Here is a 26,258-nt window from a genome sequence, read left to right on the forward strand (position 1 = left end):
TGCACCTTGTTATTATTTCTCTTCTATCCTATCTCTGAGTTGAAGTAAGCAGCAAGTAATAACTGAGAGCAACCACTTGTATTTCAGCCTTCATGATCGCAAAATCAGCGGCCATTCTAATAACAACCTATACTCACACTGGCAAGTGCTATGGTGGTGACTAAGCAATGAAAAGACGTATTGGCAAGGTAGTGGCATGGGGGAGTGCTATTTTCGTCCCTGCTGCGGTGATTGGTGTCAATGGCTACTTCACCGTGCCTGACAGCACCCAACTCCATACGGTGTCTGGTATACATCGCCAGTGCGTTGATTACACACATTCTTTACCGCTTGACGAACAAGGCCGTTTTTCATTATTGGTATGGAATATTTATAAACAACAGCGTCCTCAGTGGGACACTGCGTTAAGTCAGTATCACCAACCTCACCGCTTGATGTTGTTGCAAGAGGCAAGCTTTGGTCCACAATTAGCACGTTGGATCACGCAGGCGTCATTGCACTATGACCAAGCTTATGCGTTTGCGATGCAAGATGCTGTTGCAGGGGTGATGAACCTTTCCAAAGTGAACCCTTTGCACAGTTGTGCGTATACTGCGGTCGAGCCTTATCTGCGCCTTCCTAAAAGTGCTCTATATAGTGAGTATAAGCTCTCCAATGGAGAGCGCCTTGCGGTGGTGAATATTCATAGCATTAACTTTACTTATGCAATGGCCGCTTATAAGAAACAATTGGCCGCTTTGGAGCAAGCTTTGGCGCGTGTCGATGGGCCGATTATTTTAGCTGGTGACTTTAATACTTGGTCTCAGCGGCGGTTAGACGCGGTAAGAGCGATGGTCACGCGTTTGTCATTGCAAGAAATGCGTTATCACCCCGATGAGCGAATGACTAAGTTTGGGTTGCCGTTGGATCATGTTTTCTACCGTGGCTTATCGGTAGAAAAGGCGAGCGCAATTGATAATGGTGCCTCTGATCACGCAGCGATAGAGGCACAACTGAAAGTGACAGGATAGAGGCAGCGAGGGGATTTCCCCTCGCTGAATTTTCCTAGCTTAATGCTATGACGATGGCCCAACTGGCAAAAACGGCAACCCAAGGCAGGGTAGCAACGACGATCGCTTTGCCATGATTGAGTGGTGTCCAAGTACCGATAACCGTAATGCTTAATACCCAGTACCACGGGAGTAGCAATGGCAAGCTTGCTGCCCATGCACTCCATGGCGAGGCGAGTGGTAATTTAAGTAAGCCATTAAGGCTATTTAAATCCGCATGAGCCGGCAAAATAAAACCGGATGATAAGGTCATATTGGTATAGCTTGCCAAATCGCCCACGACCGCGGGTAAAAAGATAAAGCAAGAGGCCGCGAGCCAATGACGATAGCCAAAGTTAGGGGCTTCTTGTTTGGTGGCTAACCGAAACCACAGTGCCAAGGAAAAAATGACCGCCGCTCGGCCAAACCAATCTCCGAGCACTTCAGAGGCAAGCAGTGTTTCACGTTGTAACCACTTTTCAGCGTCTGCAGGTGGCATCGATAATTGTTGCGCGAGTGCTTGCTGAAGCGCGGCAAGGTTGGTGTGATCAAAATAAGCACTCCAAAATGCAATAGCGCTTAGGCACATAAGCAAATAAGCCAACCAGCCCCATACCGGGCGCTGGCTTAATGCAGCAAAGCATGCACTGGGACGAAGAACGATGTCTCTTAAGGCGAACAGTGGATTGGCTGACGCTTGCATCATGAGCCGCTACTCCGAGAAATGTCGATATGCAGTGTTAGCTTTTGACCGGGTTGGATATATGCGCTTTGTCGTAACTGGTTCCATTTAACCAGCTCGGCGACTGATACATTGTAGCGTTGTGCAATACTGCTCAAGGAATCACCTTGTCGAATTCTGTAGGTAATCGTGCGGATGCGACGTGCATCTCCCTCTTTATCCCAAACGACCAACTTCTGGCCAATGCTGAGGGTGTCGCGAGGACTCATGCCGTTCCACTTAGCGAGCTGACGATAATCAACGTCATAACGGCGGGCGATTGTCCAAAAACTGTCGCCTTGGCGCACGGTGTGGGTGCGCTTGTGGCCATCTCGCTCCGCCGCTTGCAATGCGGCGAGGCGCTGTGGTGCGCTTAGCGTGTATTGTGATTCATCTTTCAGCGAAACAGGGATCATCAGGCGCTGACCCACGCGAATACGTGAGGAGCGGAGTTGGTTAGCTCGTTTTAATACCTTGACGGTGGTGTTGTACTCAGCCGCGATTTCACTCAGGCTGTCACCTGACTTCACCGCATAACGTTCCACACGAAGCCCTTGGTTGTCATTTTTAGCCAATTCAGAATTAAAGCGTTCCACATTGTCGTTGGGCAACAATAAGTGGGTGGGGCCTGATGGTGACGTTGCCCAATGATTATACGCAGGGTTAAGGCTTTGGAGCTCAGAAACACTTAAACCGGCATAGTTAGCCGCGAGCGCCAGATCCATCTGCATCTTAGGATCGACCAAGGTCAGTGCTGGCTGATTGGGGATTTCTGGCACGTCGAGTCCATACTGCTCTTGGTGGCGCAGTACATCGCCAAGGGCGATTAGCTTAGGCACATAGCTGCTGGTTTCTTTGGGGAGGTCTAAATGCCAAAAGTCGGTAGGCTTTCCGCGTTGCTCGTTGCGACGAATAGCACGAGCCACACGTCCTTCGCCGGAGTTATATGCAGCGATAGCGTGTAACCAGTTGCCATCAAACATGCCATGCAAGTACTCGAGGTAATCGAGTGCCGCATCGGTTGATTGCACCACATCACGTCGGCCGTCGTACCACCAATTTTGTTCCAGGCCAAAACGGCGGCCTGTTGCTGGGACAAATTGCCAAAGGCCAGCCGCCCGGCCATGCGAGTACGCAAATTGATCAAACGAGCTTTCTACGACTGGAAGCAACGCCAACTCTAAGGGCATGTTGCGCGCTTCGACCTTTTCTACGATCAGGTGTAAAAACGGCGTGGCGCGCTCAGCGACCGTGGCAAGGTGGTTAGGATACTTTAAGTACCAATTACGATAACGGCGTACCGAGGCATTATCAGGCACGGGAAGCGAAAGCTGCATACTGATGCGCTGCCACACATCATTCTGTTTTTGCGGGGAAAGTACCGTAGGCGTCGCGGGTGTGGTTTTCTTGGGCGTCTCTGAGGCTTTATCAGGCGAGCGCGTTGTTTCTTTTGCGACAACGGGCGGTGCCTCGGAGGCGATATCCGCATTTTGAGCGTCGCCGATAGACTGACAGCCGCTCAGCAACAGCGTGCTCAATATAACAAAACGGTACTTCATTGCATAAAACCTTCGTCCAAAATAGCCGATGATGATAGGGGCTGGCCTCATTGATGACAAGAGACTCAGCTCAAAATTCGTCCTTCCACTGCCGCAGCGCTCGGAAAACGGCAAGCTCATCGTCGGCTGCAGTGCGACCTGCAACCGCTTGAATGACCGTCGGCTCTTGGGTACGCAAAAACGGATTAATACGCTTTTCTCGCTCAATGGTACTGGGGAGCGTTTGCTTACCTTGGGCGCGTAAGCGGTTCACTTCTTCTCGGTACAAGTGTAATGCGTCGTTTTCAGGCTCTACAGTCAGCGCAAACGCGACATTGGCGGCGGTATACTCATGGGCGCAATACACTTGGGTCTCGATGGGTAGCGATGCTAGCTTTTTCAATGAGTTAAGTGATTGCTCCGCGGTGCCACCGAGTAAGCGGCCACAACCGGCTGAAAATAAGGCATCGCCACAGAACAGCTTACCATCGCCGACAAACGCAATGTGATCGTCGGTGTGGCCCTCGACACCGACGACCAAAAAGCGATGGTCAAAGACATCAATTTGGTCACCGTCACCGACCGCCATTGAACGTTGAGGTATTGGATGAACATCCGGGCCGATCACTTTCGCGTTTGGCGCATAACGTACAAGATCGTCAATGCCATTGGTGTGATCCCAATGGTGGTGCGTGATAAGAATGCACGATAAAGTCAATGAATTCGCTTTAAGGTAGTCAATAACCTGACTTGCTTCACCCGGATCGACCACGGCGCAGCGATTATCTTCACTAATAATGAGCCATATGTAATTATCGTTAAATGCAGGTATGCTTTTTACATGAAGCATTGGGTTCTCCAGCGATAGAATGAGCCTTAATCAATGAAACCAGCGCGCATAGAACATCAGTTTGACTATCCCTATACGTGGGACCAAGTTGCTTACGGTGATTGGGCGCGCACCCAATTGCAAACTCGGTTGGATGAATGGCTACCGACCTTATTTGGCTACCACTTGCTGAAACTGGGCGGCTTAAGCTGCGAGCTAGTCAGTGAACAGTGTAACATTCAACACCAAGTGTGTGTCGACCAACATAACCCAATGCGCAATGTGACCGCGACACACTATGCCTTGCCATTTATCGAGAAATCTTTTGATGCCTGTGTATTAGCGCACCAACTTGATTATAGCGATGATCCGCACCGTTTATTGCGGGAGGTTGATCGTGTGATGATTGATGACGCTTGCTTGATCATCTCGGGTGTTAACCCCATAAGCTTTTTGGGCGTAAAAAAACTGCTACGTGGCAAGCATCAAAGGCTCCCTTGGGCAGGACGTATGTTTTCACCTCTTCGCGTTAAAGATTGGTTGAGTGTGATGAATTATGAGGTGGTTGAGGCGCACCAGATGGGACTGTGGCCGACGCAGAGACCCAGCGCTCGGCACGCTTGGGTAGAGAGTAGCGCCAGTATGGTGACACCTGCGCTTGGCTCCATTTATTTGATTATTGCGCGTAAGCGTAGCTACCCATTAAAACCGATTAAGCCTCGTTGGAAGCTCAAGCAAGCGGTCTCACCGCTGGGCGGGGTTGTTCCCAACGGCGGCTAGAAATAGGTTTAGTCTGCAGGCTGATAACCTTCATCGATCTCTGTCGGGTGGTTTGCAGCGTCGCGCGCGAGTTCGTCACAACGCTCATTTTCTGGGTGTCCAGCGTGGCCTTTCACCCAGTTCCACGTGATCTGATGCTTAGATGCCGCTTGATCAAGCTGTTGCCATAAATCGGCATTTTTCACCGGTTTCTTATCCGCCGTCTTCCATTGGCGTTTTTTCCAATTATGGATCCATTGGGTGATCCCTTGTCGAACGTACTGGCTGTCAGTGGTGAGAGTCACGTTACAGCTCGTGTTAAGCGCATTTAAGCCGACAATGGCCGCCATCAGCTCCATGCGATTATTGGTGGTGAGGGTGAAACCGGCACTCAAGGTTTTTTCATGTTGTTTGTAGCGCATCACCACGCCATAACCGCCCGGTCCCGGATTGCCGAGACAAGAACCGTCTGTGAAAATTTCTACCTGCTTGGTCATCTTTGATACTATTGGCTATTCATCTGAGCCAAGTTTGACACAGTTATTGCCATGAAAGCGAATTACGATCGCCTCGTTGTGCTTGATACCGAAACCACCGGTATGAACCGCGAAGGGGGGCCGCATTACCAAGGCCACAATATTATTGAAATCGGCGCGGTAGAGATCATCAACCGTAAGCTCACGGGGCGGCACTTTCATGCCTATATCAAGCCCACTCGTGCTATCGACCCTGAGGCGATTTCGGTACACGGTATCACCGATGCCTTTTTGGCCGATAAGCCGCAATACGCGCAAATCCATCAAGCCTTTGTTGATTTTATCCAAGGGGCGGAGCTGATCGCTCATAACGCGCCCTTTGATGTGGGGTTTATGGATCATGAGTTCAAAAACCTAGGTGTCTCGCTGCAAACCACTGAGCTTTGCACCATTACAGACACCTTAGCGATGGCGAAGAAAATCTTCCCTGGAAAGCGTAATAACCTGGATGTGTTGTGCGATCGCTACGGTATTGATAACTCTCGGCGAACGCTTCACGGCGCGTTGTTGGATGCGGAGATCCTCGCTGACGTTTACCTATTAATGACGGGGGGACAAACCAACCTGTCATTTAATGCGGGAACGGAGACGGATAATGCGAGCCCAATGGCTCCAAGAACCGTTAAGCGCCAGAAATCGCTAAAGGTTATTCCTGCATCGGCCGATGAAATGAGTGCGCATGAAGCGCGTTTAGACTTTATTGAGCAAAACGGTAGCTGTCTTTGGCGACAGTAGGAGAAGGCATGAAGAAGCGATGGTGGGCGGTGTGTGTTTGTTTTCCCTTGTTAGCACACGCTAACGAGCAAGAAATTCGTCTGCTGGAAAATCGTTTCCGTGTTGATCCAACCATTGAGCGTGCGGCCTTCGTGATTTATCGAGAAAAGCCAAGCATGCCGGTGGTGTTGGTACGTCCGGACGGCACCAAATATTATGCATGGCGTCACCCAGACAAAGTATCCTGGCATCAAGAAGCAGATATGGACATTGTGTCGGTGACCGACCCCATGCCAGGGCCATGGCAAGCGATTGGCCGGGTGAGCCCTGACAACAAAGTCCGTGTTTTAAGCGATTTGCGTATGCAGGTTGAAGACTTACCCAGCCGTCTTTATCAAGGCGAGGCGGTCAAGTTTACTGCACAGCTCATGCTAGGGGACAAGCCACTTAACTTGCGTGATTTTATTGAGCGTGTCGATTTAACGGTTAATTTTACCGAATTTATCGAAAATCCTGAATCACTTAACCCAGACCAACGCCCTCAACCCAAATCCTTGGGACAATTTAGTGACGATGGTACTGGGCTCGATGAGACGCCGAATGACGGTGTGTTTACCGTTTCTTTGCCGATTAATGTGATGCCGGGAAAATACCGCGCACGCGTGACCTCGGGCAATGGCATTTTTTTCCGCACGCTAGAGCAACAAGTCTTAGTCTACCCGACACCGTTAATGGCCACGTTTAAACAAAGCCAAGCAGAGGGCGAACCGCATCAATTGGTTGTTCAGTCCGAGCAGGCCAGTATTGAGCCTGGCAGCGTATCTGTTCACGCCAAATTCACCGATACGGAAGGAAAAACCACGGTCTACCAAACCACCGCTGAGGAAGAGCAGGAGACGATTACGCTCGATATCCCTTATGCCAGTACACCTGGACAATATAAGTGGCGAACAACCTTGTATGCGACGGATCAGTTGTCGGGACGTCCCTTAGTTTTCCCGCTTCCTGAACAAACCTTTGCGGTCACCGATTACGCAGCGCTGGAACAAGCCGAAGCAGAGCGCGAAGCACGTGAAAAAGCGATGATGGAAGCGGCAGAGGCGCGCCGCCAACAGCGGGCTCGCGAAGAGGCACGAACCACCTCCCTGTTGATCATTGGCTTAGGTAACTTATTGGTGATGTTGATGGGGGCTGCAACCTGGTTTGTCTTGCGAAAACGCAAGGCGCGTAAATTGGCTGAAGCGGCGCAAGAGCTGGAAGCGCCCCCGCTGGACAGCGACGGAGACGATCAAGGAAGTGAGCTTGATATGGATAAACCGGATAAGAACGACTAGCACTGTGGTGCGAGTAAGCTCATCTATTCGGGGAAATAAAAAAGAGAGGGAAGCCCTCTCTTTTTGACGTTAAGCTATCGATGCGGGAAACACGGTTAAGCCGCGTTATGCATCTTGCTCTCCTTGATTGACGCTGCAGGTAGCTCTGACGGGTCAAAGTCATCCACATTGATCGTTTCAAGTCGGCCTTGCTCCGCTTCTCGCAATAGTTCGGCTTCTTGCTCGGTGATCACACCGGCGCTTAAGCCTTTATCCGCGACTTGGTCAAGGAACATAAACGGCAGCTTTTCACCGATCCCCTCGCACACTTTCTTGTGAATAGGTTCAGCGTTCAAAATATCGTGCAGCGCTTTTTCGATGTTACCAATCGCATTACCAGGCTCGAAGTACTGACCACGACCGAGGCGGTCACGTGTCGCACTGGGTGATTGTAAAATGACGGCCAGTTTGCCATCGAGACGATCGCCAGGTTGACGGCGTCCTTTACCCAGCGGGAATACCAGTGCGCGGACTAAGCCGGCAATCGCCTTGTTGGGGAAGTTAGCGATAAAGCCATCCAGTGCTTGCTCAGCTTGGTACATGGCGTCTTGCATGCCCCAATGAACCAAAGGCAGATCCTCTTTCTGGTAACCTTCATCGGCATAGCGTTTCATGGTGGCCGACGCTAGGTAAAGCTGGCTCAGCACATCGCCAAGGCGCGCAGACAGGCGCTCTTTACGCTTGAGGTTGCCGCCCAATACTGCCATAGAGACATCGGCAAGCAGCGCGAGTGCGGCACTGTAGCGGTTCATCTGCTGGTAATAGCGGCGTGTTGCGTCTTTGCGTGGCGCTTTTGACAAACGACCATCAGTGAGGCCGAGCCAGAAAGCACGTGCAACATTGCTAAACACGAAGCCAACGTGGCCAAACAAGGCCTTATCAAATGCGGCAAGGGCCGCTTGCTGATCGCTATTCTCGCTGGCACGGATCTCATCCAACACGAATGGATGGCAACGAATGGCACCTTGGCCAAAGATGATCATCGAGCGCGTCAGGATGTTGGCGCCTTCTACCGTGATGGCAATCGGCGATCCTTGATAGTTGCGCCCTAGGAAGTTTTTGGGCCCTAGACAAATGCCTTTACCGCCGACAACGTCCATCGCATCAATCACGCCCTGTTGACTGCGGTGGGTACAGTGATACTTAACGATGGCAGAAATCACCGATGGCTTCTCGCCGATATCGATACCCGTCACTGTAAGCGCGCTGGCAGCATCCATGACGTAGGCGTTGCCTGCAATGCGCGCGAGAGGCTCTTCAATCCCTTCCATTTTACCAATCGGCAGTTTGAACTGGCGACGGATGCGTGCGTAGGCTCCGGTAGCCAGCGCCGCGGATTTTAGCCCACCCGTGGTGTTAGATGGCAGGGTAATACCGCGACCAATTGACAAGCACTCCATCAGCATCCGCCAGCCTTGCCCTGCCATTTTCTGGCCACCAATAATAAAGTCCATCGGTACGAAGACGTCGTTGCCTTGCGTTGGACCGTTTTGGAAAGGCACGTTAAGCGGGAAATGACGACGACCAATTTCAACCCCGTCCAAATCAGTTGGAATCAAGGCACAGGTAATGCCAAGCTCATCTTGATCGCCTAACAGGTGCTCAGGGTCGCGCAGTTTAAATGCTAGACCTAACACAGTGGCAACCGGGGCGAGGGTGATATAGCGTTTGTTCCAGGTGATTTTCATCCCCAGTACTTCTTCACCTTGCCACATGCCTTTGGTGACCACACCATAATCAGGAATCGAGCCTGCATCAGAGCCCGCCTCTGGGCTGGTCAATGCAAAGCAAGGGATCTCTTTACCTTGCGCCAAACGAGGAAGGTAATGGTCTTTCTGCTTGGTAGTGCCGTAATGCTGGAGCAATTCACCTGGGCCTAAAGAGTTCGGCACCCCCACGGTGGATGACAGCACACCAGACACGCCTGACAGTTTTTGCAGCACCAAGGATTGCGCGTAGGCAGAGAATTCTAGGCCACCATATTGCTTTTTGATGATCATGGCGAAGAACTTATTGTCCTTCAGGTATTGCCAAACATCTTCAGGCAGATCGGCCAGTTCATGGGTAACTTGATAGTCATCCACCATGCGGCAGACTTCGTTGACTGGCCCATCTAAAAATGCCTGCTCTTCCGCACTCAGCGTGGGCGCAGGAATGTCATGCAGTTTGTTCCAATCCGGCGCGCCACGGAATAGATCCGCTTCCCACCAGACTGTCCCCGCATCAATCGCTTCTTTTTCCGTCGCTGACATTTCCGGCATCACGGATTTAAATGCTTTGAACGCTGGCTTACTGAGCCAGTTGCGACGAAACGTCACAATATTGAGCGGCAACGCGATCACGGCAAAGATCAACCAAGTGATCTCGCCGACGCTGCCCATGATTGTCCCTACAACTAGCCCGGCTGCAAGCACTGCAGTCGATACCAGCAGCTTGGCACGATGGTATGCGAGTACACCGGCCAGTATTAGCATGGCGGCGATATATAACCCTGTTGCCATCACGTCATCTCCTTAGGTTTGGGTTAGCTCTTACTATTGTGGTAAGAGGTCGTACCACTCAATGTAAGCAAACAATTAACGAATTGTAAAATGATACGGTGTGACCTAGCTTGCAAGGTGAGAAAATCACCACCTAGGGATGGGGACAACTGGCAAGATAGGTTGCCATTCAAGCAAACGTGACCTAGCTCGCTTGTCGGGAGGGCGCGGCAGTCGACAGCCGTAAAACGATGCGGGTACACTGGCAGTTATGTGACGTCATGCCTGTCAGGCGACATCGTCAGATATTTGTTAACAGTGGGAAGGTGCCATGTACCAAGATATTATTCGCGGTGAGCTAACAGAAGCTGCCGATGTGTTAACAGCGTTTTTAAGTGATGACAATAATATTCAGCAAATCGAGAAAGCCGCGAAACTGCTGGCCGATAGCTTTAAGGCCAGTGGCAAGGTACTCTCTTGCGGCAATGGTGGCTCGCATTGTGATGCCATGCATTTTGCCGAAGAATTGACCGGGCGCTACCGAGAAAATCGTCCTGGTTATCCAGCGATTGCCATTTCAGATCCAAGTCATATTTCTTGCGTATCGAATGACTTTGGCTACGAGTATGTTTTCTCGCGTTACCTTGAAGCGGTGGGCATGAAAGGCGACGTATTGTTTGGGCTCTCCACATCGGGTAATTCGGGGAATATCCTCAATGCTATTGATGTTGCCAAACAAAAAGGCATCAAGACCATTATGCTCACGGGAAAAGACGGCGGCAAAATGGCAGGTCTCGCTGATATCGAAATCCGTGTGCCTCACTTTGGTTATGCGGATCGTATTCAGGAAGTCCATATCAAAATTATCCATATTCTTATCCAGCTAGTGGAAAAGGAAATGGCAGCGTAACTCCGCGGAGGTAGATGAAAGAATGTGCGAGCTGCTTGGCATGAGTGCCAACGTCCCAACCGATATTTGTTTTAGCTTTACTGGCTTGATTCAGCGCGGCGGTAAAACGGGCCCGCATCGCGATGGCTGGGGGATCACCTTTTACGAAGGGAAAGGGTTTCGCACCTTTAAAGATCCGGCACCCAGTAGCCAATCCAAGATCGCAGAGCTGGTCACCAGTTATCCGATAAAAAGCTGTGCGGTAGTTAGCCATATTCGCCAAGCAAACCGAGGTGGGATAAGCCTAGAAAATACACATCCTTTCACTCGTGAGATCTGGGGACGCTATTGGACCTTTGCTCACAATGGGCAGTTATCTGGGTTTGAGAGCCTGGATACTGGGCACTTTAAACCTGTCGGGGATACGGACAGTGAAAAAGCCTTTTGTTGGTTATTGAATGAGTTGTTCAAGCACTACCCGCAACAGCCAGACAATATGTGTGAGGTGTTTGACTTTATCGCGTCACGCTGTGATCGTTTGCGCGCGCTGGGTGTCTACAACATGCTGTTTAGCGATGGCGACTATGTTATGGCTTATTGCACCAATAACCTCCACTGGATCACGCGCCGTGCCCCATTTGGCCAAGCCAGCCTGATCGACCAAGAAATGACGGTCGATTTTCACGAGCAAACCACGCCTAACGATGTGGTGACCGTGATTGCCACGCAGCCCCTTACCAACAACGAATGCTGGCATAAGATGGCTGAAGGAGAATATTGTGTGTTTCACTTTGGCGAGGTGTATTGCCACAATCATACATCGGTTTCTTAGCGGGCATAAACTAAGGCGCGAAGGCGCCTTAGTTTATGTTGTCAGTGTCTGTGCAGGCTAGGCCTCTGCGGCGTAACCTGCTGGTCCAAGCGTTTGGCCATCAAGCCAAGCACTGTCCTCTGCCATCTTCAGTCGGCCATCGACAAACCATTTGACCACCAGTGGGTAGATCCTGTGCTCTTGTTGTTGGACGCGCGCGGCGACAGACTCAGCGTCGTCGTCCTCAAAAATAGGCACGCGAGCTTGGAGTACCACTGGCCCACCGTCGAGCTCTTCAGTGACAAAATGCACCGATGTACCATGCTCAGTATCGCCAGCATCAATCGCGCGCTGGTGAGTGTGCAGTCCGGTGTACTTGGGAAGCAGTGAGGGGTGAATGTTGAGCATTCGCCCCGCATAGTGGGCAACGAAACCTGGGGTTAAAATACGCATAAAGCCGGCTAGTACGACGAGATCGGGCTGATAGGCATCTAACGCTCGAATGAGCGCCGCATCATACTCTTCCCGGCTAGCATAATCGGTATTGGCAACCACTTGAGCCGGTATGCCCGCGTGCTCGGCACGCGTCAGACCATACGCATTCGCTTTGTTAGCGACCACCGCGGCAATCTGTGCGTGTTGCTGGTGGACGCTATCAATCAATGCTTGCAAATTGGAGCCGCTGCCGGAAATTAATACGACAATGCGCTTCATGCTTTCAGCTCCACCTGTGCGTCGTCGCCCGTCGCGTGAGCAATATGGCCCAGTTGCCAGGCGGTTTCGCCGGCTTGATTTAACAGGGCAATCGCTTTGTCGGCGTCTGCCTGAGGCAATGCAATCACAAGTCCCACTCCACAGTTAAAGGTGCGCAGCATTTCGTAGTCACTGACGTTGCCTTTTTCTTGCAACCAGTTAAACACAGCCGGCCATTGCCAACTGGTATTGTCGATCACCGCCTTGGTTCCATCGGGCAATACGCGGGGGATGTTCTCCCAAAAGCCGCCACCTGTGATATGAGAAATCGCGTGAACGGGGGTTTGCTCAAGCAGGGCCAATACGGATTTAACGTAAATGCGGGTCGGAGCGAGCAAGTGATCGATGAGTGGTAGGCCTTCTAAGTCGTCACTCAGGTTTGCTTGACTGACGTCGAGGATCTTGCGGATCAGTGAGTAGCCGTTTGAATGTGGGCCACTCGACGCAAGGCCAATCAAGGCGTCGCCATCGCTGACTTGGCTCCCATCTATGATGGCCGATTTTTCGGCAACACCGACACAAAAACCAGCCACATCGTAATCATCGCCGCTGTACATACCCGGCATTTCTGCCGTCTCGCCACCGATAAGGGCACAACCTGCTTGCTGGCAGCCTTGGGCGATGCCGGTCACCACGTCGGCGGCGACGTCAACATCTAACTTGCCCGTGGCGTAGTAGTCGAGGAAAAACAGAGGCTCAGCACCTTGCACGATCAGATCGTTTACGCACATCGCAACCAGATCGATGCCGATCGTATCGTGCTTATTGGCATCCAGCGCCAAACGTAGTTTGGTACCCACGCCATCTGTACCAGAGACTAATACGGGTTCTTTGTATTTGGTTGGCAATGAACAAAGCGCGCCAAAGCCACCTAAACCTCCCATGACTTCGGGACGGTGCGTTTGTTTTACTACCCCTTTAATGCGGTCGACTAGTGCGTTACCCGCGTCAATATCGACGCCAGCGTCCTTATAGCTAAGAGATGATTGTTTACCGCTCACTGCAATTCCTCGCCGGAGTTGGAAGTCAAAAGTCGGCGCTATTCTATCAGTGCATTCAGAGAAAGGAAAACGTTTGCGTGAGCGGTTTGGTGAGAATCTGGGCGATATGTCAAGCCCTAAGGCTACGCGAGCAAAAACCTTTCATGTATACTACCGAGAATTTGTTTTTTGTAAGGAGTCTAAGATGAAGGTCGTGGAAGTAAGGCACCCGTTAGTCAAACATAAAATCGGTTTGATGCGCGAGCGAGATATTAGCACCAAACGGTTTCGCGAGCTTGCCACCGAAGTGGGCAGTCTGCTGACTTATGAAGCCACCTCTGACTTCGATACAGAAATAGTGACGATTGATGGCTGGGACGGCCCGGTTAATGTCGATCAAATCAAAGGCAAAAAAGTCACCGTGGTGCCTATTTTGCGTGCTGGGTTGGGCATGATGGATGGGGTGCTTGAACACGTCCCAGGGGCTCGCATCAGTGTCGTCGGCGTATATCGCGATGAGGAAACGCTCGAGCCTGTGCCGTATTTTCATAAGTTGGCGAGCAATATCGATGAGCGCATGGCCTTGGTGGTGGACCCGATGTTGGCGACCGGTGGCTCGATGATTGCGACCATCGACTTGCTTAAAGAGCAGGGCTGTCAGCAGATCAAGGTCTTGGTATTGGTCTCTGCCCCGGAAGGGATTGAGGCATTGAAAAAAGCGCATCCTGATATTGAGCTTTATACCGCGGCTATCGATGAAAAACTGGATGACAAAGGCTATATCGTGCCTGGACTGGGTGATGCGGGCGATAAGATTTTTGGGACCAAGTAATTGTGCGTGAGCAGGCTAAGCCACTGCGTCAATAGTTGCTGAAGCATAAAGAAACCCGCCACTAATCAGCGGGTTTCTTTATATCAGTCGATAGCGCTTGGCTAGCGGTTTAAAGCGGCGCTTCTACTCAGCTAACTTAGCCAAATAGCGCTGGATTTGCGCCTCAATGCCAGGACCATCAAGCTCAAGCTCGGCGTGCATTTCTTGTTGGGTGCCTTGGGAGATAAAGCGATCGGGGAGACCGATTTGCAGCACAGGCTTGATAACCCCATGGCGCATCATGGCTTCAATCACGCCAGAGCCCGCCCCTCCAGCGATCGCATTTTCCTCTACCGTCACGAGGTAGTCGTGCGTGTTGGCCATTTCAAGCAGCAAAGCTTCATCCAGTGGTTTGGCAAAGCGCATATCAACCAAGGTGGCATCTAGCGCTTCAGCCGCGTCTAATGCGTGAGGCAACAAGGTGCCAAAGTTCAGCATCGCTACCCGCGTTCCCTGCCGTTTAATCACGCCTTTGCCAAGTGGCATCGCTTGCATCGTTTGTTCAATCTCTGCCCCGATACCACTGCCGCGAGGATAGCGCACCGCCGCTGGCCCATCATGAATATGGCCGGTATACAGCATTTGACGGCACTCGTTTTCGTCACTTGGCGTCATCACGACCAAGTTGGGAACACAGCGTAGATAGCTTAAATCAAAAGCCCCTTGGTGAGTTTGGCCATCCGCGCCAACAATCCCGCCACGATCAATGGCAAACAGCACTGGTAAGTTCATAATTGCCACGTCGTGGATGACTTGGTCATACGCGCGTTGTAAGAAAGTTGAATAAATGGCAACGACTGGGTGGTAAGTACCGATTGCCATGCCAGCGGCCAGTGTGACCGAGTGCTGCTCGGCGATGGCAACATCAAAGTACTTGTCTGGGTGAGCTTTCGAAAAGCGCACCATCCCCGAGCCTTCGCGCATTGCAGGGGTAATGGCGAGAAGTTTGTCGTCTTGCGCCGCCATGTCACATAGCCAGTCACCGAACACATTGGAGAACGTTGGGCTAGTTGGCTTGGATTTAGGCAGTGTGTGCACACTGGGATCAAACTTAGGCACGGCATGGTACCCAATCGGATCTTTTTCCGCCGGTTCATAGCCTTTGCCTTTTTTGGTCATCACGTGCAGAAACTGCGGCCCTTTTAAGTGGCGCATGTTCTTGAGGGTTTTGACCAGCTCTTCGACGTCGTGACCATCAATCGGGCCGATGTAGTTAAAGCCCAGCTCTTCAAACATGGTGCCTGGGACAACCATGCCTTTGAGGTGTTCTTCCGCGCGACGCACCAACTCTTTGATTGGCGGCGCGCCTGATAAGACTTTCTTACCGCCTTCACGAATACTGGTGTAGACATTGCCAGAGAGGAGTTGGGCAAAGTGGTTATTCATCGCGCCAACATTTTCAGAAATCGACATCTCGTTGTCGTTAAGTACCACGAGCATGTCGGGCTTGACATCGCCGGCATGGTTCATGGCTTCAAACGCCATTCCGGCGGTGATCGCCCCATCGCCAATCACGCTAACCACACGCCGGTTATGGCCTTCCTTCTGTGCGCTGATGGCCATGCCTAGGGCGGCACTGATGGATGTGGAGGAGTGGCCAACGGATAACACATCGTAAGGGCTTTCTCCTCGCCACGGAAAGGGGTGTAAACCATCTTTTTTCCGGATCGTTTGCATGCGCTCACGTCGTCCGGTCAGGATCTTGTGAGGATACGCCTGATGGCCCACATCCCATACTAAATGATCGAACGGGGTGTTATAGACATAGTGCAGCGCCACCGTCAGCTCTACGGTGCCAAGTCCAGACGCGAAATGGCCACTTGAATGACTGACTGTGTTGAGTAAGTAGGTCCGTAACTCTTCACAAAGCTGCGGCAGGTGATCGCGTGGTAAGGTACGCAACTCTTCCGGCGTATCAGCAAGAGCGAGAGTCGGGTATTTTGATATATCCAGTGTCATAATGGTTCGGCGCTTTTATTAATCATGCTAGTTGTTGCGCTCGATGATATATCGGGCAAAAACTTCCAGTTGTTCGGTATTGTAGGGGATTGCCTCCAAGGCGTGTAGTGCTTCTTGGTAAAGTTGCTCGGCTTTTTCCTGCGCGCCAGCTAGCCCCAGTAGTGCTGGGTAGGTGCTTTTATCCGCGTTCACATCTGACCCTTGCGGTTTCCCGAGTGTTTGAGTGTCACTGGTAATGTCCAAAATATCGTCCTGCACTTGAAAAGCGAGACCGATGGCGTCAGCAAAACGCTCAAGCTCATGCAAGTGGGCGACACCTGCCTCGCCGGCTGCATAGGCGCCGAGTTTTACTGCCCCTTTGATCAGCGCCCCGGTTTTATTGTGGTGAATCCGTTTAAGGGCTTCAAGATCAACGGCACGTCCCTCTGCAGCCAAATCCAGTGATTGTCCTAAACACATACCTGCTGCCCCGCTGGCCGCGGCCAAGGTTTTCACCATGTCTATACGGTAAGGCTCGGCCGCTGGATTGAGTGGGCCTTCAGCCAACACGGTAAAGGCCAGTGTTTGTAGCGCGTCACCGGCCAAAATCGCGGTGGCTTCATCGAAGGCAACATGGCAGGTTGGCTGCCCGCGTCGCAAGCTGTCGTTATCCATGGCGGGTAGATCGTCGTGAATTAACGAGTAGGCATGAATACACTCTACCGCGACAGCTGGTGTATCAATTTGCGCAAGTGACACGCCAAACAGCTGTCCTGTGGCATAGGTTAGAAAGGGACGAATGCGTTTGCCCCCCAAGAGCAAACCATGGCGCATTGCCTGAATAAGCGGTTGATCTTGGGAGGATAAGGTATCGAGCCACGCTTCGAGTTGTTGATTGCTTCGGGTTTGCGTTTCGCGCAGCGCATCGTGTACAACAGTGTTAATCATCGTCTTGAGGAGAAAACTCAGTCAGTGGCCCATCATCTTCTTGCGAGAGCAAGATCTCGACGCGTTGTTCGGCGTCAGCAAGGGTTTTCTGCCCTTGACGAGTGAGTGCGATGCCGCGCTCAAAACGTTTCATTGCGGTGTCGAGAGGAAGTTCGCCGGATTCGAGCGCGCCGACAATGGTATCTAACTCTTTGAGCGTGTCCTCAAAGGTCATATTTTCTGGTTTCTTCACAGCCATGATGCCATAAAATTAAAATAGAGAGGCTAGACGGTAACGCAGTGGCCACAGGCGGTCAAACCACTCTATGTGTTTTTGTGTGCTTGGCGCCACCACCGTAAAAGGCATGTTATCCTTGTTGATATCTGCGTATTTACGCTAAACCTATAGGGTTGGTTGCCGATATAACCAATACCCTAAAAAATGAAAAACAATGACTTGACGTAATTTAAGGGAGACTGACGTGGATATAGCGACGCTCATCGGCATTATCGGCTCGTTTGCATTCGTAATAATGGCGATGCTGTTGGGCGGCACCATGAACATGTACTTTGACGTACCATCGGTGCTGATCGTCATCGGGGGGAGCTTATTTGTGGTTCTCACCAAGTACACCATGGGGCAGTTCTTTGGCAGTTTTAAAATTGCAGGCAAGGCATTCATGTTCAAATCCGATGACCCAGAGGACTTGATTGCCAAGATTATTGAGATGGCCGATGCGGCGCGTAAAGGTGGCTTCCTTGCCTTGGAAGAGATGGAAGTGAGCAACTCGTTTATGCAAAAGGGCGTGGACTTGCTCGTCGATGGTCACGATGCCGATGTAGTCCGTGCCACATTACACAAAGACATTAACCTTACCGAGGAGCGGCACGACCATGGCATTGGCTTTTATAGTGCCTTGGCGGACGTGGCACCCGCGATGGGGATGATCGGGACCTTGATTGGGCTGGTCGCCATGTTGTCGAATATGGATGACCCAAAGGCGATTGGGCCAGCAATGGCGGTCGCCTTGTTGACCACCATGTACGGTGCGATGTTGGCGAACATGGTGGCGACCCCCATCGCCAACAAGCTGGCGCTGCGTAAGGAGCAAGAAAAATTGAATCGGCGTTTGATCATGGACGGCTTACTCGCGATTCAAGATGGACAAAACCCGCGTGTCATTGATGGCTTTTTGAAAAACTACCTCAATGAGGGTAAGCGTGAGGTGGATGTCGATAATTAATCGGTCTGAGGCGCCGGCCTCAGCGAGCGAGAAGTAAGGAGTCTTCATGGCACAACAGCAAGAAGAAGAGGAATGCAAATGCCCGCCTCCCGGCTTACCGCCGTGGATGGGGACGTTTGCGGACTTGATGTCGCTTCTTATGTGCTTTTTCGTCCTTCTGTTGTCATTTTCAGAGATGGATGTGCTTAAGTTTAAGCAAATTGCTGGGTCAATGAAGTTCGCTTTTGGGGTACAAAATGTGCTCGAGGTGAAAGACATTCCTAAAGGAACCAGTGTGATCGCGCAAGAGTTTCGTCCGGGTCGTCCTGAGCCGACGCCGATTGAAGTGATCATGCAACAAACCATTGATATGACGCAGCGCACCTTGGATTTTCAAGAGGGCGAGGATGATCGGTCCGGCGGCTCGCAACGCAACACGTCAGATAAGGAAGGCGGCACCAGTGCCCAAGTGGCGTCACAATTGGAGCAGCAGAGAATGCAGCAGCAACTTGAGCAGCTGCAAAAGGCGTTGATGCAAGCGTTGCAACGCGAAATCGATGAGGGGGCGGTTGAAGTCGAAAACTTAGGGCAACAGTTGGTGATAAGGATCCGAGAAAAGGGCGCTTTCCCACAAAACTCTGCGTTTCTTCAACCCAAGTTCCGCCCCATGGTGCGTCAAATTGCGCAGTTGGTAAAAGATGTGCCGGGGGAAATCAAGGTCTCAGGGCATACCGATAGCACACCTTTGGAGTCGGAGCTTTACCGCTCGAACTGGGATCTTTCGGCACAGCGTGCGGTGTCAGTGGCGCAGGAGATGGAAAAAGTCCCTGGTTTTAACCATTTACGTATGAAAGTGGAAGGATTAGCGGATACCAAGCCGCGTGCGCCGAACAATTCTCCGGAAAACCGTGCGTCAAACCGGCGTGTGGAAATCGCTGTGATACAAGGAAAACCCACCTTCTCGGATGAAATCTCTACCGAGAATGCGCCACAAAACGCACCTTAGTCCTGTCTCTCGGCGATAACTGATTGTGGGTAAAGACAAGTTATCGCCGAGCACTTCCTCTTTCTACAGACGTGAAAATAGCCGGTTTCAGCGGCAGCCTGGTTATTGTATAATCCGCGGCTTTGTTCCCAGCTGTATCGAACCGGTTATGAAGTTTATCGTTAAAATTCACCCTGAGGTGATCGTCAAAAGTGAGTCAGTCAGAAAGCGTTTTACAAAAATCCTCGAATGCAATATTCGTAATATTTTAAAGCGTCGGACTGATAATACGGCGGTATATAACCGTCGGGATCACATTGAGGTGACGTTAAAACAACCTAACGAGCGCCAACTGGTTCTGGATGTGTTAACCAACACACCAGGCGTGCAAACCGTGCTTGAGGTTGAGCAAACTCTGTTTAACGATTTACACCATATCTATGAGCTTACTTTGGCCGGTGTGCGTCACCAAATCGAAGGGAAGACCTTTTGTGTGCGCGCTAAGCGTCGTGGGCAGCATGACTTTACCTCTATCGATCTTGAGCGCTATGTCGGTGGTGGACTAAACCAAGCCGTGCCGTCGGCCAGTGTGCAACTGAAAAAACCGGATGTCACCGTGATGATGGAAGTCGATCACGATAAGCTCAACGTGGTGAAACATCGTCACGCAGGTTTAGGGGGCTTCCCACTCGGTACACAAGAAGATGTATTGAGCTTGATCTCTGGCGGGTTCGATTCAGGCGTTTCCAGTTATTTGCACATTAAACGTGGCAGTAAAGTGCACTACTGCTTCTTTAATCTGGGTGGTAAATCGCATGAAACGGGTGTGCAGCAGGTGTCTCATTACCTTTGGAACAAATTTGGCTCATCGGCCAAAGTGAAGTTTATTTCGATTGATTTTGAGCCGGTCGTCAATAGCATCTTGGAAAATATCGATAGCGCGCAAATGGGCGTGGTGTTGAAGCGTATGTTTATGCGGGCGGCGGCCATGGTGGCAAAACGGTTTGGTATTCAAGCACTGGTGACCGGCGAGGCGTTGGGGCAGGTGTCGAGCCAAACGCTCACCAATCTGCGCATGATTGACAACGTCACCGATAGCTTGATCTTGCGCCCTCTGATTAACTGGGACAAAGAAGACATTATTCAAACGGCGCGTAAAATTGGCACAGAAGATTTCGCCAAAACCATGCCTGAGTATTGTGGCGTGATTTCCAAAAAGCCAACGGTGAAAGCGGAAAAAGCCAAGCTTGAACACGAAGAAGCCAAGTTTGATTTTCGTCTGCTTGAGCAAGTGGTCGACAACGCGACTGTGATGGATATCCGTGATATCGAAGCCTTGAGCCAAGAAAAAGCGCCGGAAGCGGAGCTGGTTAATGAGGTTGAGAAAGGCGCAGTGGTGCTGGATATCCGCAGTCGAGAAGAGCAAGAAGATAAGCCGCTTGAGATTGAAGGCGTTGATGTGGTGCACATTCCTTTCTTCAAATTGGCGACCCAGTTTGGCGACCTTGACCAAACGAAAACTTATTTGCTCTATTGCGAGCGAGGGGTAATGAGTCGCTTGCAAGCGCTGTATCTCAAAGATATGGGCTTTGATAACGTGAAAGTGTATCGGGTGTAGGCCGAGTGGCTTACCGCAGTAAGACAACAGGCAGCCATTTAGCTGCCTGTTTGCGTTTAAGCCTCGTGCAAATCTAGCCTTCTGTAAACTTTTTCTCATAGTGCAGTTGAGGCAGGGGCATCATTGGCTCCGCCACTTGCCAGGCCAAGGCTTTGCCGCCAAGCACGTGAACGACTTCGATCGCGAACTCCATTGCCGAACCTGGCCCCTGGCTGGTAATCAAACGATGGTCATAGTCGGTCATCACGCGGCGGCGGCTTAGCCACTGTGCTGGGATCTGATCGCTGACGCTGGGATGACAGCTCATGTGTGACTGTGGGAATAGCTGGTGGCGTTGTAGCACTAACGCCGGTGCGGCACAAATGGCAGCCACCCACGCATTGTCGCTCTGCTGCTGTTTGATGATCTCGGTGATCAGGTTACTTTCTCCTAAGCACTGGGCGCCCTCGATACCACCGGGTAAGATCACACAGTCAAAAGGCTGATCGGCGACTGTTGCCAGTGCTGCGTCGCAAACTAGCTTGACGCCACGTGAACAGGTTAGCGTGAGCTCGCCTTCGGGATCGGCGCTGGCCACGATGACATTGAAGCCGGCACGTTTCATCACATCAATGGCAGTCACGGCTTCCATTTCTTCTGTGCCATTGGCCATACAAATCAGGATGCGTTTATCACTCATGATGATTCCTTATCTCTCCACTTGTTGAACGGCTTGGTGTAGCTGCTGGTGGTGTGGGGTTGAAATCTGGTGTGCTTGGGCGCGTTGCAGCACATAGCCCGTAATATACGCCAGCTCGGTCGGGCGACGGTAAAATACATCGCGATTCATTGAAGAGTAGTTGTCTGCGGTTGCCTTGGCGACCGTTTCCACACGTTGACGTACTTGGGTAGCCGAGGCAAGGATCCGCTCCGCCCGCATTACAGTGGCTAATTCTTGGCATAGCGCATCAATGATTGGCGCATAGTCTCGTTTGAGCAATTCACCGTTTTTTATCCCATGTAAGGCGGTAAGCGGGTTGATGACACTATTGACCGCCAGTTTATACCACAGCGATTCCAGGATATCGCTCTGCCAGGTTGCTGCCGGTAGGGCATGATCCAAGACATCGGCGAGAAACTGACAGGCTTCACCGGCTTGGTTACCTGCCCCGAGCGCTGTGGGCCCATTGCCCGTGTGCCGATACTCGCCTGTTTCCGCGCGAAACACGCCTTGTGAGGTGGTCGCGAGCAGCAGCGGCTGGCTGGCAGGTAGGGTATCAATGAGCCATTGATGAGGTCCCATGCCGTTATGCATCAACATCACCATGGTTTCCGGCTCAAGATGAGCAAAGCACGGAGTTAAGGCGGCTTGCACGTCATAGGATTTGGTGCAAACCAGCCAAAGATCACTATAACGCAGTAAGTCTGGTTGGTTGGCGGGCAAAGTAAGGGAGGTATCGTCAAGGTTCAGCGCCCGCTTATCAGCGCCATCGCGCGTGATAAGATGAACGTGATGACCCGCTTGGCTTAATTTGACCGCCCATAAGGTGCCGATCGCACCTGCGCCTATCAAGGTGATCCGCATGACACTTGCCTATCGATAAAAAGGCCAGTGTATCATAGACAATATAAGGCGGGGAGGACAGCGCCGGCAGGGACCGGCGCTGGATAAGATTAGAATTTGTAGGTCGCGCTAAGGTAGTGAGAAATACCTGAGCTGTCGGCGACAGCACCTACAGAGTTGTTGGCATTGCCATCTTCAAAGAGATAAACATCATTATAGGCTTTCAGACCATAACCGAGGGCGTAGTTATCTGAGTGCCAATACAGGCCGTTAAACATCGCGCCGCCATGAGTCGCTTGGTTGTTGCCTTTAAAGGTATCGTCGGCACCGAATTGGTAATCAATATAACCTTGGTATGACAGGAAGCTGCCATTGTCGAAAAAGTGGAAAGGTTTAAACCAGTTAGTCGAGAACTGATAGCCATTCCAGTCTTTTTTATTGATGTCATACAAGCCATAGAGGTTCATGCCCACTTTGCCAAACCATGGCAGCTCAACATCAGCACCGACCCCCCAGAATGAGTTATTAACAATATCATTGCCACCATCCCAGTTAAACAGGGTCGAAAAGTAGACTTCTTGTACTGGGCCAAACGACAAATCTTGCCCGGTGATGCCATCAATCGAGAATCGCGGTGCCAGCTTCATGAACAGCTTAGAAGCACCTTTTTTGTTGTTGTTGCTGCTATCGTCTTCACCCAAGTCAAAAATATCCACATAACCATAGAGATCGACCACGCCTTTACGGCCGCCAAACTCCATTTCTAGATAGTTATGATCTTTCTCTGTGCCTTCGCCAAAGTCGAACTGTGCTTTTTCATCGATTGCATACATGGCGTTAAACTGAAGCCATTTGTGATCATTTTTGTAAATGTCATCTGAGTAATCGGCGGCGTTAGCAACGGATGCGCTGCTAGCGGCGATAACGGCGAGTGCGAGTAGGGATTTTTTCATAGTGACTGCCTCTGCTGGGTCTTGTTGTTGCGCAGTGCGCATGGGACAGAGGCAGTATATTGATTAAGTTCACGATAAAGAATGTAATAAACATAGACACAAAAATAGGCTGTGATCAGAGGCGGTTTGTAAAGGGTTGCATGACAGTTTTATGTGATCTTTGTTACTCAATAAGTCACAGCGGCGCGCAAAATTTTGCACTCCACTGTGATATGTCAGGGTTAGTCGCGACGAGAATCTAGGCAGTGTCTAGCATGCTTATCATTTTGTGACGGAGGTTGGCGAAAGTGTCTACCGATGTAGATCAGCATGACCAGTCCCGGGATCACCATTAACGCAGTTATTACGAAAAATGTTGACCAGCTATCGAGCCAGTCGACCATCATGCCACTGAATGACGCGACTGTGGTGCGGCCTAAGTTCCCCAAGGACGCGAGCAGCGCATATTGAGTGGCTGAGAACGCGCGACCGGTTAAGAAGGTTAAAAAGGAGACAAACGCAATGGTGGCAAAAGCCGAGGTAAAGTTGTCTACCAGGATGGCCCCCAATAGCAGGTGCTCGTTGGGGCCGACCATGGCAATCCAGGCGAACATGAGGTTGCTGGATGCCATGGCAACACCGCCAATAAACAGCCCTTTAATCACGCCAAAGCGCAGGTTGATGTAGCTGCCTATTAAGGTGTAAACCACGGTGAGCCCCCAGCCGACTAGCTTGGAGTAATACCCAATTTGCTCATTGGTAAAGCCAACATCTTTGTAAAACACGATCGACATGCGACCGAGAAAGGCTTCGCCCAGTTTAAACAAAAACACAAATAACAGCAGCGTAAGGGCTACCTTAATCCCGTTGCGACGAAAGAACTCGGCAAAAGGTTCCACCACCGTCACGGCAAACCAGGCTTGGAAGCCACTGTAGCCTTGGTTGAGGTAATGTTTGGTGGCCTTGTCTTGGCGCTGTTCCCGATCACTGGCAGGCTCTTTGACATACAGGGTGGCGAGAATCATTAAGCCGACAAATCCGGCCATAATCACATAAACTTGGTTCCACCCGATGGCATCGGCATTGATAAAGCCGATATAGCCAGGCACAGAATAGCCTGTCCACCAACCAATGACCGACATCGCCGAGGCGAGCGGGAACTTCTCGGTTTCGTGCTCGGCGAAGTTATCGATACGGAAGGCATCAATGGCTATGTCTTGTGTGGCCGACGCGAGGGCGATAGAAAAAATCAATGACGAAAGGACAAGGGTGGTGATCCAGGGATCAATCGCTTGCAGGCCTTGCATGTTAACGCGAGACAAGGCCAAGGTGGCGACAAGCATCAGTGATTGTGTCACCACAATCCAGCTACGACGATGGCCAAGCTTTTCATTCAGTACCGGGATCTTAAGCCTATCCAGCAGGGGGGCCCACAAAAAGTTAACGGCGTAAAGCACGAACACTGAGCCAAAAAGGCCAATAGCCGTGCGCGATAACCCCTCATCGGCCAGCCAACCATTTAAGTTGGAGCCAATTAATACCCAAGGGAAACCACTACAGCACCCCATTAAAAAAACAAAGAGCAGGCGACGGTCGGCGTAGGCCGCCAAGGTCGTTTTTAGCTTGGATGACTGCATAATAAGGTGGCCTACTTAAAGACTAGGGAGTTGAAACACGATTGATAGCAGTAATAATAATCGGTTGTTGCGGCACATCCTGCATCCGTTTGCTGGGGATAGTAACGGTTGGCTGCTCGGTGATGGTCAGGATAGTGTTAAACCCTTCCACGACGCGGCCAAACACCGTGTACCCCAGCTTATTGGGGGTTGCATCTAAGAAACCATTATCACTGACATTGATGTAGAACTGGCGGGTGGCAGAGTCCGGGTCTTGGGTTCTGGCCATCGCGATGGTAGCACGACGGTTACGTAGACCATTAAGTGATTCATTATCAACAGGTTCATACGTGGGGCGACGATTGAGGTCTTGATCAAATCCGCCTCCTTGCACCACAAAACGTGGGATCACCCGATGAAATTGAGTGCCGACATAGCTGCCGTCATCGACATAGCGTAAAAAATTGCTGACAGTTTTGGGAGCTTTATCCTCATTAAGTTGCAAGACAAAGTCTCCCTGGGTCGTTTCAACAGCGACCATCACGCTGGCTTGCACCGGCGCCACCACCAGTGCAAGTATCCCTAAAAGTGCCCATATTTTCATGATTAAAAGTGCGCTTTCATGTGATCAAGTAGCTGCTCATCGTTGGCAATGTCTTGCAAGACAGCTTCTAGCAGGTTGTTTAATGCCATTTCGATATCGTCGGGCGAAGCGCTGCTAACGCCGCTCTGGGTTGATTTGCCGGTGTAACGTTTTACAAAGCGACCATCCGGCGATTCAGCGACTAGCTGCAGTTGCACTGACGCTTCCATATCGTGCTTGAATACCGTGTGCTTAACACGAACTAAGGCGTCAAGAATATCGAGGCGGAGCATGCCCGGGCCATTTGCGACGACACGGAACCCTTGTGCTGAAAGCTGGCGTGAGAGGGTATCTTCAAGGACAACGCGCAAGTTTTGGGTGGCATGCAGCGGCTTAACATTGGAGCGACCGCTATCAATCACCGCAACGAACTGAGCTGTCCGTAAGTCCTTACTCTTTACCACCACAGGAAGGTTGTTGACCTGCTGCTGATTGGATGACGCTGGAGACGGTGCAATGGTTAGTTGTGGCTCGCGAGGTGTTGAGCAGCCCGCTAGGACTAACACAGCGGCGGCAATAATCAGTTTCTTCATGGGGTTCAGCATCCTTTT

General features: G+C 51.2%; 26 protein-coding genes. 10 read left to right on the forward strand and 16 right to left on the reverse strand.

Translation table 11 applies throughout. From position 1 onward, the window contains the following. The first annotated feature begins 167 nt into the window (after positions 1-167). On the forward strand, positions 168-1,010 hold the full coding sequence (locus tag FCN78_RS03440; protein ID WP_069361171.1) for an endonuclease/exonuclease/phosphatase family protein: 843 nt from the start codon (positions 168-170) through the stop codon (positions 1,008-1,010). A gap of 34 nt (positions 1,011-1,044) precedes the next feature. On the opposite strand, the gene FCN78_RS03445 is transcribed toward FCN78_RS03440, so the two are convergent. The 3 genes from FCN78_RS03445 to gloB form a co-directional block, all read right to left on the reverse strand. Continuing rightward, positions 1,045-1,734 carry a YIP1 family protein gene (locus FCN78_RS03445; RefSeq protein WP_327292089.1) on the reverse strand — a complete coding sequence of 230 codons (690 nt, stop codon included), beginning with the start codon at positions 1,732-1,734 and terminating at the stop codon, positions 1,045-1,047. Beyond that, on the reverse strand, positions 1,731-3,308 hold the full coding sequence (locus FCN78_RS03450; protein ID WP_106407163.1) for a lytic transglycosylase: 1,578 nt from the start codon (positions 3,306-3,308) through the stop codon (positions 1,731-1,733). The genes FCN78_RS03445 and FCN78_RS03450 overlap by 4 nt, the downstream gene beginning before the upstream one ends. Before the next feature lie 70 nt (positions 3,309-3,378). Continuing rightward, positions 3,379-4,137 carry a hydroxyacylglutathione hydrolase gene (gene gloB, locus FCN78_RS03455; protein ID WP_069361169.1) on the reverse strand — a complete coding sequence of 253 codons (759 nt, stop codon included), beginning with the start codon at positions 4,135-4,137 and terminating at the stop codon, positions 3,379-3,381. 33 nt (positions 4,138-4,170) lie between these two features. Here gloB and FCN78_RS03460 point away from each other — a divergent pair, with 33 nt between their 5' ends. Continuing rightward, the gene (locus FCN78_RS03460; RefSeq protein WP_069361168.1) at positions 4,171-4,896 is read left to right on the forward strand and encodes a methyltransferase domain-containing protein; all 726 of its coding nucleotides are present in this window, start codon (positions 4,171-4,173) and stop codon (positions 4,894-4,896) included. A gap of 8 nt (positions 4,897-4,904) precedes the next feature. Here the strand turns inward: FCN78_RS03460 and rnhA are convergent, their stop codons facing one another. Next, positions 4,905-5,372 carry a ribonuclease HI gene (rnhA, locus tag FCN78_RS03465; RefSeq protein ID WP_069361167.1) on the reverse strand — a complete coding sequence of 156 codons (468 nt, stop codon included), beginning with the start codon at positions 5,370-5,372 and terminating at the stop codon, positions 4,905-4,907. A gap of 51 nt (positions 5,373-5,423) precedes the next feature. Between rnhA and dnaQ the strand changes: the two genes are divergently transcribed. Further along, positions 5,424-6,146, forward strand: a complete 723-nt coding sequence (gene dnaQ, locus FCN78_RS03470) for a DNA polymerase III subunit epsilon (protein ID WP_069361166.1) — start codon at positions 5,424-5,426, stop codon at positions 6,144-6,146. 8 nt (positions 6,147-6,154) lie between these two features. Continuing rightward, positions 6,155-7,459, forward strand: a complete 1,305-nt coding sequence (locus tag FCN78_RS03475) for a TIGR03503 family protein (protein ID WP_069361165.1) — start codon at positions 6,155-6,157, stop codon at positions 7,457-7,459. 95 nt (positions 7,460-7,554) lie between these two features. Here the strand turns inward: FCN78_RS03475 and fadE are convergent, their stop codons facing one another. Next, positions 7,555-9,999, reverse strand: coding sequence for an acyl-CoA dehydrogenase FadE (gene fadE / locus FCN78_RS03480; RefSeq protein ID WP_077658784.1), 2,445 nt, complete (start codon positions 9,997-9,999; stop codon positions 7,555-7,557). 310 nt (positions 10,000-10,309) lie between these two features. On the opposite strand from fadE, the gene lpcA reads away from it, so the two are divergent. Further along, positions 10,310-10,888: a D-sedoheptulose 7-phosphate isomerase gene (gene lpcA / locus FCN78_RS03485; RefSeq protein WP_069361163.1), complete on the forward strand. Its 579-nt coding sequence runs from the start codon at positions 10,310-10,312 to the stop codon at positions 10,886-10,888. A 22-nt stretch (positions 10,889-10,910) separates the two neighbouring features. Beyond that, complete coding sequence (locus FCN78_RS03490) at positions 10,911-11,699, forward strand: class II glutamine amidotransferase (protein ID WP_077599612.1); 789 nt, start codon at positions 10,911-10,913, stop codon at positions 11,697-11,699. A 57-nt stretch (positions 11,700-11,756) separates the two neighbouring features. Here FCN78_RS03490 and purN read toward each other — a convergent pair whose 3' ends face one another. Continuing rightward, on the reverse strand, positions 11,757-12,392 hold the full coding sequence (gene purN / locus FCN78_RS03495) for a phosphoribosylglycinamide formyltransferase (protein ID WP_077457000.1): 636 nt from the start codon (positions 12,390-12,392) through the stop codon (positions 11,757-11,759). Next, positions 12,389-13,432, reverse strand: coding sequence for a phosphoribosylformylglycinamidine cyclo-ligase (gene purM / locus FCN78_RS03500; protein ID WP_077649154.1), 1,044 nt, complete (start codon positions 13,430-13,432; stop codon positions 12,389-12,391). Before purM ends, purN begins: the two co-directional genes overlap by 4 nt. Before the next feature lie 184 nt (positions 13,433-13,616). On the opposite strand from purM, the gene upp reads away from it, so the two are divergent. Next, entirely contained in the window at positions 13,617-14,243 is a 627-nt protein-coding gene (gene upp / locus FCN78_RS03505) for a uracil phosphoribosyltransferase (RefSeq protein WP_069361159.1), read from the forward strand. 123 nt (positions 14,244-14,366) lie between these two features. On the opposite strand, the gene dxs is transcribed toward upp, so the two are convergent. From dxs to xseB, 3 genes are read right to left on the reverse strand one after another with little or no spacing between them, the layout of a single operon-like run. Next, the gene (dxs, locus tag FCN78_RS03510; protein WP_077658785.1) at positions 14,367-16,241 is read right to left on the reverse strand and encodes a 1-deoxy-D-xylulose-5-phosphate synthase; all 1,875 of its coding nucleotides are present in this window, start codon (positions 16,239-16,241) and stop codon (positions 14,367-14,369) included. A 27-nt stretch (positions 16,242-16,268) separates the two neighbouring features. Further along, positions 16,269-17,168, reverse strand: a complete 900-nt coding sequence (gene ispA, locus FCN78_RS03515; RefSeq protein WP_077456992.1) for a (2E,6E)-farnesyl diphosphate synthase — start codon at positions 17,166-17,168, stop codon at positions 16,269-16,271. After that, positions 17,161-17,406, reverse strand: a complete 246-nt coding sequence (gene xseB, locus FCN78_RS03520) for an exodeoxyribonuclease VII small subunit (protein ID WP_069361156.1) — start codon at positions 17,404-17,406, stop codon at positions 17,161-17,163. The genes ispA and xseB overlap by 8 nt, the downstream gene beginning before the upstream one ends. A gap of 223 nt (positions 17,407-17,629) precedes the next feature. Here xseB and pomA point away from each other — a divergent pair, with 223 nt between their 5' ends. The 3 genes from pomA (at position 17,630) to thiI (ending at position 20,973) form a co-directional block, all read left to right on the forward strand. Then, positions 17,630-18,391, forward strand: coding sequence for a flagellar motor protein PomA (gene pomA, locus FCN78_RS03525; RefSeq protein WP_077456990.1), 762 nt, complete (start codon positions 17,630-17,632; stop codon positions 18,389-18,391). A gap of 46 nt (positions 18,392-18,437) precedes the next feature. Then, positions 18,438-19,376: a flagellar motor protein MotB gene (locus FCN78_RS03530; protein ID WP_077456988.1), complete on the forward strand. Its 939-nt coding sequence runs from the start codon at positions 18,438-18,440 to the stop codon at positions 19,374-19,376. A gap of 148 nt (positions 19,377-19,524) precedes the next feature. Next, on the forward strand, positions 19,525-20,973 hold the full coding sequence (thiI, locus tag FCN78_RS03535; RefSeq protein WP_077456986.1) for a tRNA uracil 4-sulfurtransferase ThiI: 1,449 nt from the start codon (positions 19,525-19,527) through the stop codon (positions 20,971-20,973). A gap of 73 nt (positions 20,974-21,046) precedes the next feature. On the opposite strand, the gene FCN78_RS03540 is transcribed toward thiI, so the two are convergent. The 6 genes from FCN78_RS03540 to FCN78_RS03565 all read right to left on the reverse strand — a co-directional run bounded on the left by FCN78_RS03540 (position 21,047) and on the right by FCN78_RS03565 (position 26,240). Further along, on the reverse strand, positions 21,047-21,652 hold the full coding sequence (locus FCN78_RS03540; protein WP_069361152.1) for a DJ-1 family glyoxalase III: 606 nt from the start codon (positions 21,650-21,652) through the stop codon (positions 21,047-21,049). A gap of 9 nt (positions 21,653-21,661) precedes the next feature. Beyond that, positions 21,662-22,537 (reverse strand): 2-dehydropantoate 2-reductase, encoded by an 876-nt coding sequence (locus FCN78_RS03545; protein ID WP_077658786.1) that lies wholly within the window; start codon positions 22,535-22,537, stop codon positions 21,662-21,664. Between the two features lie 89 nt (positions 22,538-22,626). Continuing rightward, a complete protein-coding gene (locus FCN78_RS03550) occupies positions 22,627-23,469 on the reverse strand; it encodes a nucleoside-specific channel-forming Tsx family protein (RefSeq protein WP_077457022.1) in 843 nt (280 codons plus the stop codon). 221 nt (positions 23,470-23,690) lie between these two features. Next, a complete protein-coding gene (locus FCN78_RS03555) occupies positions 23,691-25,085 on the reverse strand; it encodes an AmpG family muropeptide MFS transporter (protein ID WP_077658787.1) in 1,395 nt (464 codons plus the stop codon). 22 nt (positions 25,086-25,107) lie between these two features. Further along, positions 25,108-25,668, reverse strand: a complete 561-nt coding sequence (locus FCN78_RS03560; protein ID WP_077658788.1) for a peptidylprolyl isomerase — start codon at positions 25,666-25,668, stop codon at positions 25,108-25,110. Between the two features lie 2 nt (positions 25,669-25,670). Further along, positions 25,671-26,240 carry a YajG family lipoprotein gene (locus FCN78_RS03565; RefSeq protein WP_069361147.1) on the reverse strand — a complete coding sequence of 190 codons (570 nt, stop codon included), beginning with the start codon at positions 26,238-26,240 and terminating at the stop codon, positions 25,671-25,673. Between the last annotated feature and the right edge of the window lie 18 nt (positions 26,241-26,258).

It is taken from the genome of Salinivibrio kushneri (genome assembly GCF_005280275.1).
Classification (GTDB): domain Bacteria; phylum Pseudomonadota; class Gammaproteobacteria; order Enterobacterales; family Vibrionaceae; genus Salinivibrio; species Salinivibrio kushneri.

What these genes read in the sequence shown, in the direction of transcription:
- FCN78_RS03530 (WP_077456988.1), top strand. Translation starts at nt 18,438, where the DNA reads ATGGCACAACAGCAAGAAGAAGAGGAATGCAAATGCCCGCCTCCCGGC.
- dxs (WP_077658785.1), bottom strand. Translation starts at nt 16,241, where the DNA reads ATGACACTGGATATATCAAAATACCCGACTCTCGCTCTTGCTGATACG.
- purN (WP_077457000.1), bottom strand. Translation starts at nt 12,392, where the DNA reads ATGAAGCGCATTGTCGTATTAATTTCCGGCAGCGGCTCCAATTTGCAA.
- ispA (WP_077456992.1), bottom strand. Translation starts at nt 17,168, where the DNA reads ATGATTAACACTGTTGTACACGATGCGCTGCGCGAAACGCAAACCCGA.
- FCN78_RS03560 (WP_077658788.1), bottom strand. Translation starts at nt 25,668, where the DNA reads ATGAAAATATGGGCACTTTTAGGGATACTTGCACTGGTGGTGGCGCCG.
- FCN78_RS03555 (WP_077658787.1), bottom strand. Translation starts at nt 25,085, where the DNA reads ATGCAGTCATCCAAGCTAAAAACGACCTTGGCGGCCTACGCCGACCGT.
- thiI (WP_077456986.1), top strand. Translation starts at nt 19,525, where the DNA reads ATGAAGTTTATCGTTAAAATTCACCCTGAGGTGATCGTCAAAAGTGAG.
- FCN78_RS03550 (WP_077457022.1), bottom strand. Translation starts at nt 23,469, where the DNA reads ATGAAAAAATCCCTACTCGCACTCGCCGTTATCGCCGCTAGCAGCGCA.
- FCN78_RS03545 (WP_077658786.1), bottom strand. Translation starts at nt 22,537, where the DNA reads ATGCGGATCACCTTGATAGGCGCAGGTGCGATCGGCACCTTATGGGCG.
- FCN78_RS03460 (WP_069361168.1), top strand. Translation starts at nt 4,171, where the DNA reads ATGAAACCAGCGCGCATAGAACATCAGTTTGACTATCCCTATACGTGG.
- upp (WP_069361159.1), top strand. Translation starts at nt 13,617, where the DNA reads ATGAAGGTCGTGGAAGTAAGGCACCCGTTAGTCAAACATAAAATCGGT.
- FCN78_RS03565 (WP_069361147.1), bottom strand. Translation starts at nt 26,240, where the DNA reads ATGAAGAAACTGATTATTGCCGCCGCTGTGTTAGTCCTAGCGGGCTGC.
- lpcA (WP_069361163.1), top strand. Translation starts at nt 10,310, where the DNA reads ATGTACCAAGATATTATTCGCGGTGAGCTAACAGAAGCTGCCGATGTG.
- FCN78_RS03445 (WP_327292089.1), bottom strand. Translation starts at nt 1,734, where the DNA reads ATGATGCAAGCGTCAGCCAATCCACTGTTCGCCTTAAGAGACATCGTT.
- FCN78_RS03440 (WP_069361171.1), top strand. Translation starts at nt 168, where the DNA reads ATGAAAAGACGTATTGGCAAGGTAGTGGCATGGGGGAGTGCTATTTTC.
- FCN78_RS03540 (WP_069361152.1), bottom strand. Translation starts at nt 21,652, where the DNA reads ATGAGTGATAAACGCATCCTGATTTGTATGGCCAATGGCACAGAAGAA.
- FCN78_RS03450 (WP_106407163.1), bottom strand. Translation starts at nt 3,308, where the DNA reads ATGAAGTACCGTTTTGTTATATTGAGCACGCTGTTGCTGAGCGGCTGT.
- dnaQ (WP_069361166.1), top strand. Translation starts at nt 5,424, where the DNA reads ATGAAAGCGAATTACGATCGCCTCGTTGTGCTTGATACCGAAACCACC.
- rnhA (WP_069361167.1), bottom strand. Translation starts at nt 5,372, where the DNA reads ATGACCAAGCAGGTAGAAATTTTCACAGACGGTTCTTGTCTCGGCAAT.
- FCN78_RS03490 (WP_077599612.1), top strand. Translation starts at nt 10,911, where the DNA reads ATGTGCGAGCTGCTTGGCATGAGTGCCAACGTCCCAACCGATATTTGT.
- gloB (WP_069361169.1), bottom strand. Translation starts at nt 4,137, where the DNA reads ATGCTTCATGTAAAAAGCATACCTGCATTTAACGATAATTACATATGG.
- xseB (WP_069361156.1), bottom strand. Translation starts at nt 17,406, where the DNA reads ATGGCTGTGAAGAAACCAGAAAATATGACCTTTGAGGACACGCTCAAA.
- FCN78_RS03475 (WP_069361165.1), top strand. Translation starts at nt 6,155, where the DNA reads ATGAAGAAGCGATGGTGGGCGGTGTGTGTTTGTTTTCCCTTGTTAGCA.
- fadE (WP_077658784.1), bottom strand. Translation starts at nt 9,999, where the DNA reads ATGGCAACAGGGTTATATATCGCCGCCATGCTAATACTGGCCGGTGTA.